This is a genomic window from Streptomyces sp. E2N166, assembly GCF_003671715.1.
GTDB lineage: Bacteria > Actinomycetota > Actinomycetes > Streptomycetales > Streptomycetaceae > Streptomyces > Streptomyces thinghirensis.
Window position 1 is genome coordinate 1,157,025 of record NZ_RAIF01000006.1, and the last position, 15,972, is coordinate 1,172,996.

Consider the following 15,972-nt stretch of genomic DNA (forward strand, 5'->3'; position numbering starts at 1 on the left):
CCGTTCTCCACCAGCCGGGCAGCCGCGGCCAGTCGCACCGCCGCCTCCTCGGCCACCGCACCGCCGACGGTGAACGGCAGCCGGACGTAGCCCTCGAAGGCCCCGTCGACCCCGAACCGCGGGCCGGACGGGACCCGGACGCCCACCCGCTCCCCCGCCTCGGCGAGCCGAGAGCCCGAGAGGCCCCCGGTCCGCACCCACAGCGTCAGCCCGCCCCGCGGCACCTCGAACTCCCAGTCGGGCAGTCCCCGGCGCACCGCGGCCACCAGCTCGTCCCGGTTCCGGCGGGCCTGGTCGCGCCGTACCTGGACGGCCCGCTCCCAGCCGCCGGTACTGAACAGCCAGTGCACGGCCAGCTGCTCGAGTACCGGCGTGCCCAGGTCGGCGTAGGCGCGCGCGGCGACCAGGCTGCGGATCACGTCGGGCGCGGCGCGGACCCAGCCGATGCGCATCCCGGCCCAGAATGCCTTGCTCGCGGAACCGACGGTGACGACCGTGGACCCGGCCGGGTCGAAGGCGCACACGGGGCGCGGCATCTCGACTCCGTCGTCCAGCCACAGCTCGCTCATCGTCTCGTCGGCCACGAGCACCGTCCCCGCCGACCGGGCGGCCTCCACCAGCCGGCGCCGCTGGTCGTCGTCGGCGAGCGCGCCGGTGGGGTTGTGGAAGTCGGCGACGACGTAGGCGATGCGGGGCGCGGCCTCGCGCAGCACCTGGCGCCAGCGGTCCACGTCCCAGCCGGTGAGCCCCTCGGCCATCGCCACCGGAACCAGCCGGGCCCCGGCCTCGCGCATCAGCTGGAGGATGTTGGCGTACGAGGGCGACTCCACGGCGATGCGCTCGCCACGCCCCCCGAAGAGGTGGCAGATGGCGTCGATGGCGCCCATCGCCCCCGTGGTCACCATGATCTGTTCGGGCATGGTCGGGATTCCGCGCGCGGTGTAGCGCTCGGCGATCATCGCGCGCAGCGCGGGCAGTCCGGCCGGATAGTCGCCATGGGTGTGCGCGTAGGGGGGAAGCTCCTCCAGGGCGCCCTGCACGGCCCGGGTGAGCCAGGGCTCGGGCGCGGGGAGCGCCGCGCAGCCCAGGTCGATCAGCGAGCCGAGGGCCTCGGGCGGCAGCGGCTCCAGGCCGCGCGCCGGCAAGGGGTTCCCGGCCGGCACGGCGGTCCAGCTGCCCGCGCCGCGCCGGGACTCCAGGAAGCCCTCGGCGCGCAGCGCCTCGTAGGCGGCGGCGACGGTGGTGCGGCTGACGGTCAGGGCCAGGGCCAGCTCTCGTTCGGCGGGCAGCCGGGCGGCGACCGGGACGCGTCCTTCGAGGACCAGCAGCCGGACGCCGTCGGCGAGCGCACGGTAGGCGGGCGGTCGGCGGGTGCCGGGCCCGGCCGGGCGGTCCTGCTGGGAGCCGAGCAGCCGGGCGAGCTGCCCCGCCCCCACGGCCGAGGTCCACTGCGCCATGGAAATCAGTCCACCTTCCCCGAATTGGCCATGGTTGACTCACCTTCTCAAGCCACAGGGTGTCATGCAGCAGGCCACTACCACCACACAGGGGGCACCTCTTGTCCAGGCAGCGATCCGGGCAGCGGCATCTCGCACGGCGGCTGACACAGCTCTACGGCGGTCTCGTGCTGTACGGCGCGAGTTCGGCACTCCTGGTCAGGTCGGGACTCGGCCTGGAACCCTGGAACGTGCTGCACCAGGGCCTCGCGGAGCGCACCGGCCTGTCGATGGGCGTGGTGCTGACCCTCCTGGGCGCGGCGGTGCTGCTGCTGTGGATCCCGCTGCGCCAACGGCCGGGTCTCGGCACGATCTCCAACGTGCTGGTGATCGGCGCCGCGATGGACGCCACGCTGGCCTTCGTGCCCGACGCCCACGGCTGGACGCCGCGCATCACCATGATGGTGGCGGGGATCGTCCTGAACGGCGCGGCGACCGGGCTGTACATCGCCGCGCGGTTCGGCCCCGGCCCGCGGGACGGCCTGATGACCGGGCTGAACCAGCGCACGGGACTCTCGGTGCGCCTGGTGCGCACGGCCGTCGAGATCACGGTCGTGGTGACGGGTTTCGCCCTCGGCGGCACGGTCGGTGCCGGCACCCTGCTGTACGCGGTGACGATCGGCCCGCTCGCCCAGGTGTTCCTGCGCGTGTTCGCCGTCCCGTCGGCATCCGGCGGCAGCACGGTGGTTGCCACGGGTCAATCCCGGCGCGCGATACTGCGTCGGTGACCACCCCGATACGCCACCCCCGCCACCCCTACCTGGACCACCCCGGCCCGATCGCCTTCGCCCACCGGGGCGGTACGGCGGGCGGCCTGGAGAACACGCTGCGGCAGTTCCGGCGCGCGGTCGAGGCGGGCTACCGGTACATCGAGACCGACGTCCACGCCACGCGGGACGGGAAGCTCGTCGCCTTCCACGACGCGACGCTGGACCGGGTGACGGACGGGGCCGGCCGGATCGCCGATCTCTCTTGGGAGAAGGTGCGCCGCGCGCGCGTGGCGGGCGAGGAACCGGTGCCGCTCTTCGAGGAGCTCCTGGAGACCTTCCCCGAGGTGCGCTGGAACATCGACGTGAAGGCGGAGCCCGCGCTGCTGCCGCTCCTGGAGCTGATCGAGCGGACGAACACCTGGGACCGCGTCTGCGTCGGCTCGTTCTCCGAGGCGCGCGTGGTCCGCGCCCAGCGCCTGGCCGGCCCGCGACTGGCCACCTCGTACGGCACCCGGGGCGTCCTCAACCTGCGGCTGCGCTCCTGGGGCGTGCCGGCCGCGCTGCGCCGCTCGGCGGTGGCCGCGCAGGTGCCCGAGGTCCAGTCGGGCATCCAGGTGGTCGACCACCGCTTCGTGCACGCCGCCCACGCGCGCGGGCTGCAGGTGCACGTCTGGACGGTGAACGACCCCGACCGCATGCACCGGCTCCTGGACCTGGGAGTGGATGGCATCATGACCGATCACATCGACACACTGCGCAAGGTCATGGAGGACCGCGGCGTCTGGGTCTGAGACGGTCCGGGACCGTCCGAGGTCCGCGGCCGAACCCCCGGGACGTCGCGCGTTCACGGGGAAGCGAGGGCACGGGTGGGCACCGACACCCTGCGGACGGAGGCGGCCGACGGGGCCGCCGACCGGCGGCGCGAGCAGCGCGGCTGGTACTTCTACGACTGGGCGTGCTCGGTCTACTCGACGAGCGTGCTCACCGTGTTCCTGGGCCCCTACCTGACGTCGGTCGCCGAGTCGGCGGCCGACGCGGACGGATACGTCCATCCGCTCGGCATACCCGTGCGGGCCGGGTCGTTCTTCGCGTACTCGGTGTCGCTGTCGGTGATCGTGGCGGTGCTCGTGATGCCCCTGGTGGGCGCCGCCGCCGACCGCTCGGGCCGCAAGAAGCCGCTGCTCGCCGCCGCCGCGTACACCGGGGCCGCGGCCACGACGTGCATGTTCTTCCTCGACGGCGACCGCTACCTGCTGGGCGGACTGCTCCTGGTCGTCGCCAATGCCGCGCAGTCCGTGGCGATGATGCTCTACAACTCCTACCTGCCCCAGATCGCCCCGCCCGAGGAACGCGACGCGGTCTCCTCGCGCGGCTGGGCGTTCGGCTACGCGGCCGGGGCGCTGGTCCTGGTCGTGAACCTGATCCTCTACACGGCCCACGACTCCTTCGGGCTGAGCGAGAGCGCGGCGGTCCGCGTCTGCCTGGCGTCGGCCGGCCTGTGGTGGGGCGCCTTCGCGCTCATCCCGCTGAGGCGGCTGCGCGACCGCCGTACACCCGCGCGGGGGCACGACAGCGCACGGAAGGCCGCCCTGCCCGGGTTCCGGCAGCTCGCGGCGACCGTCCGCGACATGCGGCGCCACCCACTGACCCTCGCCTTCCTGCTGGCGTACCTCGTCTACAACGACGGCATCCAGACGGTGATCTCCCAGGCATCGGTCTACGGCTCCGAGGAACTGGATCTCGGACAGTCCACGCTCATCGTGGCCGTCCTGCTGGTCCAGCTGCTGGCGGTGGCGGGCGCGCTGGCGCTGGGCCGGCTGGCCCGGACGTACGGGGCGAAGCGCACGATCCTCGGGTCGCTGGTCGCGTGGACGGTCACGCTCGCGGCCGGGTACTTCCTGCCGGCCGGGGAGCCGGTGTGGTTCTTCGTGCTGGCCGCCGGGATCGGACTCGTCCTGGGCGGCAGCCAGGCGCTGTCCCGCTCCCTGTTCTCCCATCTGGTCCCACCCGGCAAGGAGGCCGAGTACTTCTCGGCGTACGAGCTGAGCGACCGCGGGATGAGCTGGCTCGGGCCGCTGCTGTTCGGGCTCACCTACCAGCTGACCGGGAGCTACCGGGACGCGATCATCTCGCTGGTGGCGTTCTTCGTCCTCGGTTTCGTGCTGCTCGCGCGGGTCCCCGTGCGGCGGGCGATCGGCGACGCGGGCAACCCCGTACCCGAAAGGATTTAGCACTCGGCGCGAAAGGGCTGTAGTGTACGCGTTTGGCCTGCCAGGCGTACCGTTACTGCGCGTCAAAGGTGCCGAAACGCTATGTCATATCTGCCAGCAGAGGTGACAAACCGGACTTCGGCGGGTACTGCACTGGTTGCAAGGCTGCGACTGCGACGGCGACGCAGACGCCCGGAACGGGAGTCGGGACGGGAATCTTTACCGCCGCCCGGACGTTGACCGGATGACGACGACAGCGACACCTGTCCTGTGGGCGACAAGCCCGGGAGGCACGATTCATGAGTGAGCGAGCTCTTCGCGGCACGCGCCTCGTGGTGACCAGCTACGAGACGGACCGCGGCATCGACCTGGCCCCGCGCCAGGCCGTGGAGTACGCATGCGAGAAGGGGCATCGATTCGAGATGCCCTTCTCGGTCGAGGCGGAGATCCCGCCGGAGTGGGAGTGCAAGGTCTGCGGGGCCCAGGCACTCCTTGTGGACGGCGACGGCCCGGAGGAAAAGAAGGCCAAGCCCGCGCGTACGCACTGGGACATGCTGATGGAGCGACGCACCCGCGAGGAACTCGAAGAGGTCCTCGAGGAGCGGCTGGCAGTTCTGCGCTCCGGCGCGATGAACATCGCGGTGCATCCGCGAGACAGCCGCAAGAGTGCGTAGCGGGAAACCGTAAGCAGCAAACCGAACACCGCGGGTGCCGTACGTGAGCTTCACGTACGGCACCCGCGGTTTTGGTGGGTCCCTCCTTGTCCGGGGCCGGGCCGCGGGCCGCTCAGTGCGTCAGCGGAGGACGCGGGCCCCGCGGAGCGTCGTCGGGGTCGTCCCGTATGACCTCGCCCTGCACGACCTTGCCGTCCGGCTGGTGCGTGCGGGCCTGGCGGAAGGCGTCGCCCAGGGTGCCCGGGCCGGCCTCCCGGAGCTTGCGCTCCACCGTTCGCTCCGCGTAGCGGCTCACGGTCTTCTGGACCGGGGGCAGCAGCATGAGCAGGCCCAGCGCGTCCGAGATCAGGCCGGGGAGGATCAGGAGCAGTCCGCCCAGCATCATCAGGCCGTTGCCCTCGCTGTTCGGACGGGCCTCGGGCATGACGCCGGCCTGCTGCTGTTGCAGCGTCTCCGTGAGGTTACGGAAGGCCCGGCGGCCCGCGCTCTTGATCACCACGGACCCAAGGACGATGCCGGCCACCAGCAGCAGGAAGACCACGAAACCGCTGAAGGCGCCCGCGACCACGGTCAGCAGCCAGACCTCCAGCACGAGCCACGCGGCGATACCCAGCGGCAGGAACGTGCGCAGCCTGGAGCGCGGCGGCCGGGCGGGGGAACCGGGGGTCTGAGCGCCAGTCGTCATACCCCCAGTGTGCCTGGCCCCGGCTCAGCGCGGCATAAGGTGACGATCAGGCGTTCCTGTCGGTCGCCTGTGTCGACTTGTCGCCCGACTCGGCCGGCTGCCGGTCACCCGACCCGGCCGACTTCGTGTCACCCGACCCGGTCGACTCCTTCTCGCCCGACTCGGCCGGCTCGGCCGGCTCGGCGTCCGCCCGCTTCGGGACCGGCCCGTCCGCCGCCCTGTCGGGCTGCCTGTCGCGGCCCAGGACCTTGCCGACCCGCTCCCCCACGCCCCACGTGGTGACCCGCCACAGCGCCTCCACGAGGATGTCGCGGCTCATCTTGGAGTCGCCGAGTTCACGCTCGACGAACGTGATCGGCACCTCGACGACGTGGTAGCCCGCCTTGATCGCACGGCGGGCGAGGTCGACCTGGAAGCAGTAGCCCTGGGAGGACACCTCTTCCAGGCCGAGCCCCTCCAGGGTCTCGCGGCGGAAGGCGCGGTAGCCGCCCGTGATGTCGCGCAGCGGCAGGTCCAGCGCGAGGCGCGAGTACATGCTGCCCCCGCGGGAGATGAACTCGCGGGACTTGGGCCAGTTCACCACCCTGCCGCCGGGCACCCAGCGGGAGCCGAGCACCAGGTCGGCACCCTGTAGGGCGGTCAGCAGGCGGGGCAGCTCCTCGGGCTGGTGGGAGCCGTCGGCGTCCATCTCGACCAGCACGCCGTAGCCGTGCTCCAGGCCCCAGCGGAAGCCCGCGAGGTAGGCGGCGCCCAGGCCCTCCTTGCCCTTGCGGTGCAGGACCTGGACGTGGTCGTCCTCGGCGGCCAGCTCGTCGGCGAGCTTGCCGGTCCCGTCGGGGCTGTTGTCGTCGGCGACCAGAACGTGCGCCTCGGGGACCGCCTCGCGCACGCGCGCGACGATCGCCTTGATGTTCTCCACCTCGTTGTAGGTCGGAATGATCACCAAGGCCGTGCCCAGGGGGCCGAACCGCCTCCCCTGCCCCGCTACCGCGGGCGTCCCGTCGCCGTCGTTCACCGCTGCCCCTTCATGTCCGTACGCAGAGGACCACCATAATGGCCGCGGCCTGCGGCGACGTGACAGGACGCCCGTACGGTGGTGTCGTTTCCCAAGGACCGGGGTATGGATGGCCGATTAGGGCCGTTTGCACGGCGGATGGGGGCCCGGCGCCCTTCGGGCCGACCTGGGACCCGCCGGCTGCGGGTCGACCTAAGCCGTTGTCTACTGAGCGCCCGGGCCCCACCCGGGTCACACCTCCCGACCGGCCGGAACGTTCCCTCGTCGCGGTGCGAACGCTGAGCCTGGCTCCCAGTGGCGGTGCCCCGGTGCGGCACACCGTCCCTGACCCAGCGGCGCCGCGACGCGTGCGCGGAAGATTCCCCGGTCGGACGTCCGGTGGTGGACTCGGCCGAACCTACCGGCCCCCCGCCGTCGCCTGTCAACAGTCGTTCGACCTGCGACTTCCGTGTCAAAGCCCAGGTCAGCGCGGAGGACGCGCAGGTCGTACGCGGCAGAAGATCATCGCCCCGTCGGCCGTGTGGATCACTCGCCCGGCCGTACGAAGACCGTGCGGCCGCCCACCACGGTGCGCAGGCATACGGGCAGGTCCCGGCCCGGAGACAGATCGGGCAGGCCGGGGGTGCCGGAGCGCGGGTCGGTCGACCAGCGCGCCACCCGGTCGTCGGGGGCCTGGACCACGAGCTCGCCGGTACGCCACACGGCGTAGTCGGCGGGCGCGCCCGGCACCAGGACGCCCGCGTCGTCGCGTCCGATCGCCCGCCAGCCGCCGCGCGTGTGCGCGGTGAACGCCGCGCGCACTGAGACGCGGTGTTCGGCCGTGCGGTGGAAGGCGGCGGCCCGGACGGTGCCCCACGGGTCGAGGGGCGTGACCGGACTGTCGGAGCCGAAGGCGAGGGGCACGCCGGCCCGCAGCAGGGCGGCGAAAGGGTTGAGGGTGCGGGCCCGCTCGGCGCCCAGGCGCTGGGCGTACATCCCGTCCTCGCCGCCCCACAGCGCGTCGAAGGCGGGCTGGACGGAGGCGGTCAGCCCCAGTTCGGCGAAGGCCGCGACGGTCTCGGGCGTGAGCATCTCGGCGTGCTCGACGCGGTGCCGGGCGGCGCGGATCCGGGCGAGGCCGGTCTTGTCGGCGGCGGCGCGCACGCCCTCCACGACGGCGGTCACGGCGGCGTCGCCGATGGCGTGGAAGCCCGCCTGGAGGCCGGCCTCGGTGCAGGCGACGACGTGGGCGGCGACCGCGGCGGCGTCCAGGTAGGCGGTGCCGGTGTGACCCGCGTCGGCGTACGGCTGGTGCAGGCAGGCGGTGTGGGAGCCGAGGGCGCCGTCCACGAAGAGGTCGCCGGCGGCGCCGATCGCGCCCAGTTCCCGCGCCTTGTCGACGTCCTGTTCGGCCCAGTAGCCGATCACGCGCGGCCCGGTCTCCTCGGCCGCCAGGCGCAACAGGCCGGTGAGGTCGTCCTCGGAGGAGATCTCCGGTCCTGCGCACTCGTGAACGGTTCCGATGCCGAGGGAGACGGCGTGCGCGAGGGCGGCACGCTGGGCCTCGGCGCGCTGGGCGGGGGCGACGGCCCCGAGGGCGGCGGCGCGTACGGCGTGGTGGGCGTCGGCGGTGAGCGGGCCGTCCGCGCGGGCGACGTCACCGGGGACGAGGTCGAGCAGGGCGGTGGTGACGACGGCCGAGTGGACGTCGATACGGCTGAGATAGAGGGGCCGCCCGCCAGTGGCCGCGTCCAGCTCGCCACGCGTCGGCGGCAGTCCGTCGGGCCAGCGGGAGGCGTCCCAGCCGTGGCCGAGGAGGACCCGGTCGTCCGGGCGGGCCGCGGCGAAGTCCCGGACGCGGGCGAGGGCCGCCTCACGGGTGGGGGCGCCGGAGAGGTCGAGGCCGGTGAGGGCGAGCCCGGTGGACGTGGTGTGCACGTGTGCGTCGGTGAACGCCGGGGTGACCAGGGCGCCGTCCAGGTCGACCACCTCGTCCACGCCGTCCGCGAAGGCGTCCGCGGCGCCCTCGGAGCCGACCCAGGCGACCTGGCCGCGTTCGACGACCATCGCCGTCGCGAAGGGGTCGGCGGGACTGTGGACCTCGCCGCGGCGCAGCAGGACGGTCGTGGACGGGGTGGTGGACTCACTCATGAGCACCAGTCTCGCCCCTCGCGCGTACGGCTCCGCACGCAGGTCGCCGCCGCGCGGGGTGCGGGCGCCGCCCCGGACGGCCGGATCCGCGAGGGCGGGGCCGCACGGCGGCCGGTCAGATCCGCGGCGGCCGGGCCTCGTACGGCGTCGACAGCACCACGGTGGTCCGTGTGGACACTCCTGCCAGGGAACGCACTCGGGCGAGCAGTTCCTCCAGTCCGTGCGGGGTCGACACGCGCACCTTGAGGATGTAGTTCTCGTCGCCCGCCACGCTGTGGCAGGCCTCCAGTTCGGGGACGCCGGCCAGGCGGTCCGCGATGTCGTCGGGGGCGCTGGGGTCGAACGGTTTCACCGAGATGAAGGCGGTGATCGGCAGCCCGACGGCCTCCGGGTCGACGACCGCGGCGTAACCGCGGATGACGCCACGCTGTTCCAGCCGCCGCACCCGCTGGTGCACGGCCGACGTGGACAGGCCCGTGGCCTTGCCCAGGTCTGTGTAGCTCATCCGCCCGTCCTTGACGAGCAGCTGCACGATCTGTCGGTCCAGCTCCTCCATGGCGCAAGAACCTACAGTGCGGTTGATCTCCTCGGATACCTGAGCAGTCCAGGTCATGCCCGGTTCGTGATGTGACGGGGAGTCGGCCGGCGGGCCGAGTGGGGACAAAACCGCCGCACGGGGCACCTGCGAACGGCATGTGACGAAGACCACACCCTCCGGACAGTCTCCGTGATGTTCTCGTGATTACCCCGGAGGGGGGACGGGAAGTGCTTGCTGTGGTCGAGGCCGCAGTGCCGTCCCGGCCCAGCCCGAGGGGGAGAATCCCATGCAGAGTCTTAAGCGCCCTGGTCGTACCGCGCCCAAGCGGCAGCAGCCGGTCGTCGAGCCCGTATCGGAGGGCGTCGAACCCGACGCCTTCGACGACGAGGAACTCGACACCTACGACACCTTCGAGATGTACCGGGTGATCTGCCCGGACTGCGCTCAGCCCATCGCCCTGCTGGCGGACGAGGAGGTGCTGCCGGAGCACGCCCTGTGCGCCTCGCCGTGGAACCCGTTCGGGCTCTCGGTCTGCGCCGGCACCGGCCGCCGGGCCACCGAGGCCCGGCCCGCCGACGAGTCGTTCCAGCCCCACGAGCAGGACACCGCCCTGCTGTTGACGCTCCCCCAGGGCCTCGACTGGCGGACCCAGCCCTTCTCCCACGTCGGCGGCCCGGGCTCGCGCCCGATGCGGGTACCGACGATGCGCCGCGAGGCGGCCTGAGCGTCCACAGTCCGGGGGGACACCCGATTCCGCCGACCCACCCGCACCACGGCTCACAGCAGGCCGCCGTGGTGCGGGCCGGTGCGTTCCCGGGCGGTCGGGCCCGTGCGGGGCGACGGTACGTCAGGTCCGTTTCGGCAACGGCGACCCGACGGCGGACGCCCGCGAACTCACGCTCGATTCAGCGGGCCGGTGACCTGTCCGCCGTTGTCGCGTTGCCCGGGTATGACCCTCACGTACTCGGCGACCGGACCTCGGCGCCGTGTGTTCGTCCCGGTGCCCGCGGGACCGGTTCCGCCCGCTCCGCAACTCCCGGACCCGCCGATCTACCGTGAGCTGATGCGAACCTGGGCCGACCGTGGCCGCACCCTGCCGGGGCGCCACGACCCGGAGTGGGTCCGGCTCGCGGCGCCTCCGCGCGGCCTCGGGGACTTCTTCACCACCGGGGACCTGTTCACCACCGGCGACTTTCGTGTCGCCGGCGCCTTCAGCGTCCCTCTGGACCCGCGAGGTGACGGGCGATGACCATCCGCTGGATCTGGTTGGTGCCCTCGACGATCTGCAGCACCTTGGCCTCGCGCATGTACCGCTCTGCCGGGAAGTCCGCGGTGTAGCCGTACCCGCCGAGGATCTGCACGGCGTCGGTGGTGGCCCGCATCGCCGTGTCGGTGCAGTGCAGCTTGGCCATGGCCGCCTGCTTGGCGAACGGCAGTCCGGCGTCGCGCAGCCGCGCCGCCGTCAGGTACAGCGCTCGGCCGGCCTCGATCTGGGTCGCCATGTCGGCGAGCATGAAGCGCAGCCCCTGGAAGTCGGAGATCGGCTTGCCGAACTGCCGCCGATCGGCCGCGTACGACACCGCCTCGTCCAGGGCCGCCTGGGCCACACCGATGGCGCAGGCGGCGATGCCCAGCCGCCCGGAGTCGAGTGCGGACAGGGCGATCGCGAAGCCCTGGCCCTCGTCTCCGAGCCGCCGGGCGTCGGGGACCCGCACGCCGTCGAGGTGGACCTGCGCGGTGGGCGAGCCCTTGAGCCCCATCTTCTTCTCGGGCACCGCGGCGCTCAGCCCCTCGGCGTCACCGGGCACGAGGAAGGCGGTGATCCCGCGCGGCCCCTCCTCCCCCGTGCGCGCCATGACGGTGTAGAAGTCGGCGATGCCGCCGTGCGTGATCCACGCCTTGGTACCGGTGAGCACCCAGCCGTCACCGTCGCGTACGGCCTTGGTGCGCAGCGAGGCGGCGTCCGAGCCGGAGGCGGGCTCGGAGAGGCAGTAGGCGCCGAGCAGGCCGCCGCCGAGCATCGCGGGCAGGTGCTCGGCCTGCTGCTCCTTGTTGCCGTAGGCGGCGAGCGCGTAGGAGGCGAGCGTGTGCACGCTGACGCCGAGACCGACGGTGAGCCGGGCCGCGGCGAGCTCTTCGAGGACCTGGAGGTACACCTCGTACGGCTGCTCGCCGCCGCCGTACTCGGCGTCGTAGGGCAGGCCGAGCAGGCCGGAGTCGGAGAGCAGGGTGAAGACCTCGCGCGGGAAGCGTCCGGCGTCCTCCTCCTCGGCCGCGCTCGGGGCGATCTCACGCTGCGCGATGTCGCGGACGAGCGAGATCAGATCCCGTGCCTCGTCCGTGGGCAGTTGCCGGTCCACCGGCTGCGGGGCGCGGTCGGGCATGGCGACGCTCTCCTCCCTGTCGGGCACATCGGCGGATGCGCGCCTTGGGTGGAGGCGGCCGCCGGGTCTTACGGGCCTGGCCGATGCTCGCACTCCCGGGTCGCGGAAGCGGCTGACCAGCGGCTGTGCGCTGTGAGTATGCCCGATCGGAGGCATGGAGTCACCAGTTAACGACCGCTTACTTCAAGAAATGCGCACACCGGGAAATGGTCCGCACCATTGACCCCACTGGTCTAGTCCTCCTACGGTGACGGCCCGAACGCCTTACCGCGTTCATGCCAATCGGCGCGCGTTCCCTCTTCCCCCCACGAGGAGACACCCGATGCACGTCCCGCACCTCCCCCGCGTCCGCCCCGTCCGGGCGCTCCTCTCCGCGCTGTGTTCCGTCGCCCTCGGCGCGGGGCTGCTGGCCGGCGCCGGCGCGACCACGGCCACGGCCGCCCCGGAAGCACCCGCCGCCGGGGCCGCGGCCGGTTCCAAGGTCGTCGGCTACTTCACCGAATGGGGCACCTACGACCGCGAGTACCACGCCAAGAACATCGAGACGTCCGGTTCGGGCGCCGAACTGACCCACATCAACTACGCCTTCGGCAACGTCACCGGCGGAAAGTGCGCCATGGGCGACGCCTACGCGGCGACCGACCGGGCGTACACCGCGGCCGAGTCCGTCGACGGGGTCGCCGACACCTGGGACCAGCCGCTGCGCGGCAACTTCAACCAGCTGCTCAAGCTGAAGAAGAAGCACCCGGGCCTCAAGATCCTCTGGTCGTTCGGCGGCTGGACCTGGTCCGGCGGCTTCGCGGAGGCCGCGAGGAACCCGGTCGCCTTCGCCCGGTCCTGCCACGACCTGGTCGAGAACTCCAAGTGGGCCGACGTCTTCGACGGCATCGACATCGACTGGGAGTACCCGAACGCCTGCGGTCCGAGCTGCGACACCAGCGGCCGGGACGCGTTCCCGGAACTGATGAGCGCTCTGCGTGCCGAGTTCGGCCCGGACTATCTGGTCACCGCGGCGATCACGGCCGACGCGACGCCCGGCGGCAAGATCGACGCGGCCGACTACGCGGGCGCGGCCCAGTACGTCGACTGGTACAACCCCATGACGTACGACTTCTTCGGCGCCTGGGACGCCACCGGCCCGACCGCTCCGCACTCGCCGCTGAACTCGTACTCCGGCATTCCGAAGGCGGGTTACCACACCTCGGCGACGATCGCGAAGCTCAAGGGCCTCGGCATTCCGTCGTCGAAGCTGCTGCTCGGCATCGGCTTCTACGGCCGCGGCTGGACCGGCGTCACCCAGTCCACCCCCGGCGGCACCGCGACCGGCCCGGCGAAGGGGACGTACGAGAACGGCATCGAGGACTACAAGGTGCTGAAGTCCACGTGCCCGGCGACCGGCACGGTGGCCGGCACCGCGTACGCCAAGTGCGGGAGCGACTGGTGGAGTTACGACACTCCGCAGACCATCGCGACCAAGATGACGTACAAGAACCAGCAGGGACTGGGCGGCACGTTCTTCTGGGAGCTGAGTGGTGACACGGCCGACGGTGAGCTGATCAAGGCGATCGACTGACTGACCCACGGGGGCGGAGGGGCGGAGGCCGGCTCGGGTCTCCGCCCCTGCGCCGTGCCTGTCACGGGTCCCGGCGGGCGGGGGCCGGGGCCGGGTAGGCGGGGTCCAGTTCCTCGACGGCGCGCAGGGTGCCGCCGAGCGACTTCACCAGCAGGTCGCGCATGGTCTCGCGGGGCAGTCCGGGACGGCCGATCCAGTCCAGGGTGGCGCCCTCGACGCTGCACACCCAGGAGAGCAGTCCCATTCGGGCCAGCGGTCCGACGTCGGAGCGGCCGTACGCCCCTTCGGCGATGGTGGCGACGATCGCCTCGCGGACACCGTCCCGGATGGCGTGCACCTCGGCGTCGAAACCGACTCCGCCGCTGACGATCGTGCGGTAGGCGGCCTGGTTGTGCTCGGCGTAGCGCAGATAGCCGTCGATGGTGCGGTGGACACGGTCCACCTGGGGCAGTTCGGTGCCGCGCGCGGCGGTGGTGACCAGGTCGGCGACGGAGTCCTGGATGATCGCCAGGTAGTAGCCCCGCTTGGACTGGAAGTAGTAGTAGATCAGCCCCTTGGCGACATGCGCCTGGCGGGCGATGTCGTCCATCGAGAGCGCGTCGTACGACGTGTCGGCGAACAGCTTCCGCCCGATGGCGATGAGTTCGGCGCGGCGTGCCGACGAGCGCTCCGTGCCGCGCGCCCGGGGACGGGCGTCGGCACGTTGTTGACTAATATTCAATTTCGACCCTGGTCTCCTACGGGCGGCGGGACCTCCGCAGTATGGCAGGTCGGTTCGTGGGGCAGGTCACACGAGGGTCACGTCACAGCAGTCCCAGCTGCACCACGAGCATCGCGAACACCACGACGAGGGTCCAGCCCATGACGTGCTCGAGGATCTTCGGGCCGTCGTCCTTGGGACCGCCGGTACGGACACGGGCGGCGGTGGCGGTGTGTGCAGTCATGGCTTCTCGCTGATCTCGACGTTCGGTGGGCTCCCCCGGCCCCCCAGCGGTTGACCCTGTCCACCTTGCCACCGTGAGCGGCTTTTGCGGCGGAGACCTCGGTCACAGCGGACGGCCCCCGGCGGTACTTCCGGTGCGCCGGGGGCCGTCGTCGCGGTACGGGTCAGCGCACGCCGACCGCCGCGAGGGCCTTGCGCTGGCGCGGGCTCGGATGGGCCGGGAAGTACAGGTAGCAGACGCCGCCGGTGCCGGAGGCGACCTTGCCGCCGGCGTTGTACCGCTTGGTCCTGAGCCAGATGTTCTCCCACTCGCGCCGCTTGTAGACGCGACGCACGGACTCGTTGTCGTCCGAGGCCGGGTCGTTGGCGATCACGTCGCCGTCGGCGGTGAAGCCGATCACGGTCATCAGGTGCCCCGAGGTGCCGTACCCGGCCCCCGTCAGCTCCTCCTCCAGGAAGGACTGGGACGTTATGGCCGGGATGCCGGCCGCGATCAGCGTCTCCAGCTCGGTGAGGGAGCCGAGGCGGGTGACCACGCCCTGGAGGCCCTTGAAGGTGGCCGCGTAGGCGGCGTTGAAGGGCCAGTTGCCGCAGCCGGCGTACTGGTGGTCGTACGTGTACCTGGCCGCGTGGCAGACCTGCGGGTCGGCATAGGAGGGGTCGACCCAGGCGAGCTGCTCCTCGGTGAGGCGACCGCCCCAGTACTCGATGATCATCTGCGACGAGGTGGGGCTGCACCAGGCCTCGCCGCCGTTGTCGTACTCGGGGTACTGACCCTTGTGGATCTCCTGCGAGTAGCGCGGAACGCGCAGCTCCTGGGCGAGGCCGGGGGTGGAGGCGGGGACGGTGAAGCGGTCGGGGACGTCGGAGCCCATCGCGCCGAGCCGCCATACCGTGGGCGTGCTCCTGGTGCCGGGGCGGCGGTAAAGGGTGAGCTTGAGCCGCCAGGAGGCCAGGCGCAGCCCCGTCGAGGCGTCGTCGACGGCGAACGTGTCCGTCCAGACGCTGCTCTTGCCGTCACCCTGGTCGTCGACCGAGGTGCGCCGGATGTCCTGGTCGCCGTCGCCGGCCGCCCAGCGGCCCATCACGTACCAGGGGGTGTCCGTGCCGTCGGAGTAGGTGCCCTTGAGCTCGACCTGGAGCCAGGTGCCGCTCGGGGTGTGCGCGTTCCAGGAGGCGATGACCTCGGTCGAGGGCACGGCGAGCCGGTGGACGGGTGAGGTCCAGGTCGCGTACTCCCAGGCTGTGGTCCTGCCGGTGTGCGGGTCGGTGTAGTCGGCGGTGCCGGCCGGGGCGCCGATCACGACACCGGGCCGGGCGCCCGCGACGGGGCGGGTGCCCTGCGCGGTTCCGCACCGCCAGTCGCGGAACGTGGTCCAGGCGCGGTAGTCGACCTGTCGGCCGGTGGCACCGTCGGGGTCCGCGCCGCCGGTGCCCGTGCCGGGCGCGGCTTCGGCGGTGGCCGGGATCGCGCTGCCCGCCACGGCGGTGGCGACGGCTGCGGCCAGGACGGTTCTGCGGGACGGCTGTTCGGCTCTGCTCATGGGCGGAAGACCCCCAGGTGTCCGAGTCGGGCGGGTCCGTTGCACGGATGTGCGCCAACTATGGCCGCAG

16 protein-coding genes are annotated in these 15,972 nt (G+C 72.2%); 7 read left to right on the forward strand and 9 right to left on the reverse strand.

Annotated elements, in window-relative coordinates:
- Nucleotides 1–1,457, reverse strand: a 1,457-nt coding sequence (locus tag EBH09_RS05600) for a PLP-dependent aminotransferase family protein (protein WP_153182612.1), incomplete at its 3' end; no start/stop codon positions are given.
- A 101-nt stretch (nt 1,458–1,558) separates the two neighbouring features.
- Between EBH09_RS05600 and EBH09_RS05605 the strand changes: the two genes are divergently transcribed.
- From EBH09_RS05605 to EBH09_RS05620, 4 genes are all read left to right on the forward strand, one after another.
- The gene (locus EBH09_RS05605; RefSeq protein WP_121745851.1) at nt 1,559–2,224 is read left to right on the forward strand and encodes a hypothetical protein; all 666 of its coding nucleotides are present in this window, start codon (nt 1,559–1,561) and stop codon (nt 2,222–2,224) included.
- The gene (locus EBH09_RS05610) at nt 2,221–2,997 is read left to right on the forward strand and encodes a glycerophosphodiester phosphodiesterase (RefSeq protein WP_121745852.1); all 777 of its coding nucleotides are present in this window, start codon (nt 2,221–2,223) and stop codon (nt 2,995–2,997) included. Before EBH09_RS05605 ends, EBH09_RS05610 begins: the two co-directional genes overlap by 4 nt.
- Nucleotides 2,998–3,072: 75 nt before the next feature.
- Entirely contained in the window at nt 3,073–4,437 is a 1,365-nt protein-coding gene (locus tag EBH09_RS05615; protein ID WP_121745853.1) for an MFS transporter, read from the forward strand.
- Nucleotides 4,438–4,715: 278 nt separating this feature from the next.
- Nucleotides 4,716–5,090, forward strand: coding sequence for an RNA polymerase-binding protein RbpA (locus EBH09_RS05620; protein WP_003977404.1), 375 nt, complete (start codon nt 4,716–4,718; stop codon nt 5,088–5,090).
- A 112-nt stretch (nt 5,091–5,202) separates the two neighbouring features.
- Here the strand turns inward: EBH09_RS05620 and fxsA are convergent, their stop codons facing one another.
- The 4 genes from fxsA to EBH09_RS05640 form a co-directional block, all read right to left on the reverse strand.
- Nucleotides 5,203–5,775 carry an FxsA family membrane protein gene (fxsA, locus tag EBH09_RS05625; RefSeq protein ID WP_121745854.1) on the reverse strand — a complete coding sequence of 191 codons (573 nt, stop codon included), beginning with the start codon at nt 5,773–5,775 and terminating at the stop codon, nt 5,203–5,205.
- A gap of 46 nt (nt 5,776–5,821) precedes the next feature.
- Nucleotides 5,822–6,790, reverse strand: a complete 969-nt coding sequence (locus EBH09_RS05630; protein ID WP_238697192.1) for a polyprenol monophosphomannose synthase — start codon at nt 6,788–6,790, stop codon at nt 5,822–5,824.
- A gap of 525 nt (nt 6,791–7,315) precedes the next feature.
- The gene (locus tag EBH09_RS05635) at nt 7,316–8,920 is read right to left on the reverse strand and encodes an amidohydrolase (RefSeq protein ID WP_121745855.1); all 1,605 of its coding nucleotides are present in this window, start codon (nt 8,918–8,920) and stop codon (nt 7,316–7,318) included.
- A gap of 115 nt (nt 8,921–9,035) precedes the next feature.
- On the reverse strand, nt 9,036–9,476 hold the full coding sequence (locus EBH09_RS05640; RefSeq protein WP_121745856.1) for an Lrp/AsnC family transcriptional regulator: 441 nt from the start codon (nt 9,474–9,476) through the stop codon (nt 9,036–9,038).
- Between the two features lie 268 nt (nt 9,477–9,744).
- Between EBH09_RS05640 and EBH09_RS05645 the strand changes: the two genes are divergently transcribed.
- Together EBH09_RS05645 and EBH09_RS39940 are read left to right on the forward strand one after the other, a co-directional pair.
- A complete protein-coding gene (locus EBH09_RS05645; protein WP_121745857.1) occupies nt 9,745–10,182 on the forward strand; it encodes a hypothetical protein in 438 nt (145 codons plus the stop codon).
- Nucleotides 10,183–10,407: 225 nt separating this feature from the next.
- Complete coding sequence (locus tag EBH09_RS39940; protein WP_121745858.1) at nt 10,408–10,707, forward strand: hypothetical protein; 300 nt, start codon at nt 10,408–10,410, stop codon at nt 10,705–10,707.
- Here the strand turns inward: EBH09_RS39940 and EBH09_RS05655 are convergent.
- Nucleotides 10,670–11,842, reverse strand: a complete 1,173-nt coding sequence (locus EBH09_RS05655; RefSeq protein WP_121745859.1) for an acyl-CoA dehydrogenase — start codon at nt 11,840–11,842, stop codon at nt 10,670–10,672. The two genes, EBH09_RS39940 and EBH09_RS05655, sit on opposite strands and share 38 nt — an antisense overlap.
- A gap of 322 nt (nt 11,843–12,164) precedes the next feature.
- Here EBH09_RS05655 and EBH09_RS05660 point away from each other — a divergent pair, with 322 nt between their 5' ends.
- A complete protein-coding gene (locus EBH09_RS05660) occupies nt 12,165–13,415 on the forward strand; it encodes a glycoside hydrolase family 18 protein (RefSeq protein WP_121745860.1) in 1,251 nt (416 codons plus the stop codon).
- A 61-nt stretch (nt 13,416–13,476) separates the two neighbouring features.
- On the opposite strand, the gene EBH09_RS05665 is transcribed toward EBH09_RS05660, so the two are convergent.
- From EBH09_RS05665 to EBH09_RS05675, 3 genes are all read right to left on the reverse strand, one after another.
- A complete protein-coding gene (locus tag EBH09_RS05665; RefSeq protein ID WP_121745861.1) occupies nt 13,477–14,136 on the reverse strand; it encodes a TetR/AcrR family transcriptional regulator in 660 nt (219 codons plus the stop codon).
- An 82-nt stretch (nt 14,137–14,218) separates the two neighbouring features.
- Complete coding sequence (locus tag EBH09_RS05670) at nt 14,219–14,359, reverse strand: SCO1431 family membrane protein (RefSeq protein ID WP_121745862.1); 141 nt, start codon at nt 14,357–14,359, stop codon at nt 14,219–14,221.
- A gap of 163 nt (nt 14,360–14,522) precedes the next feature.
- Complete coding sequence (locus tag EBH09_RS05675; RefSeq protein ID WP_121745863.1) at nt 14,523–15,902, reverse strand: peptidase C39 family protein; 1,380 nt, start codon at nt 15,900–15,902, stop codon at nt 14,523–14,525.
- Between the last annotated feature and the right edge of the window lie 70 nt (nt 15,903–15,972).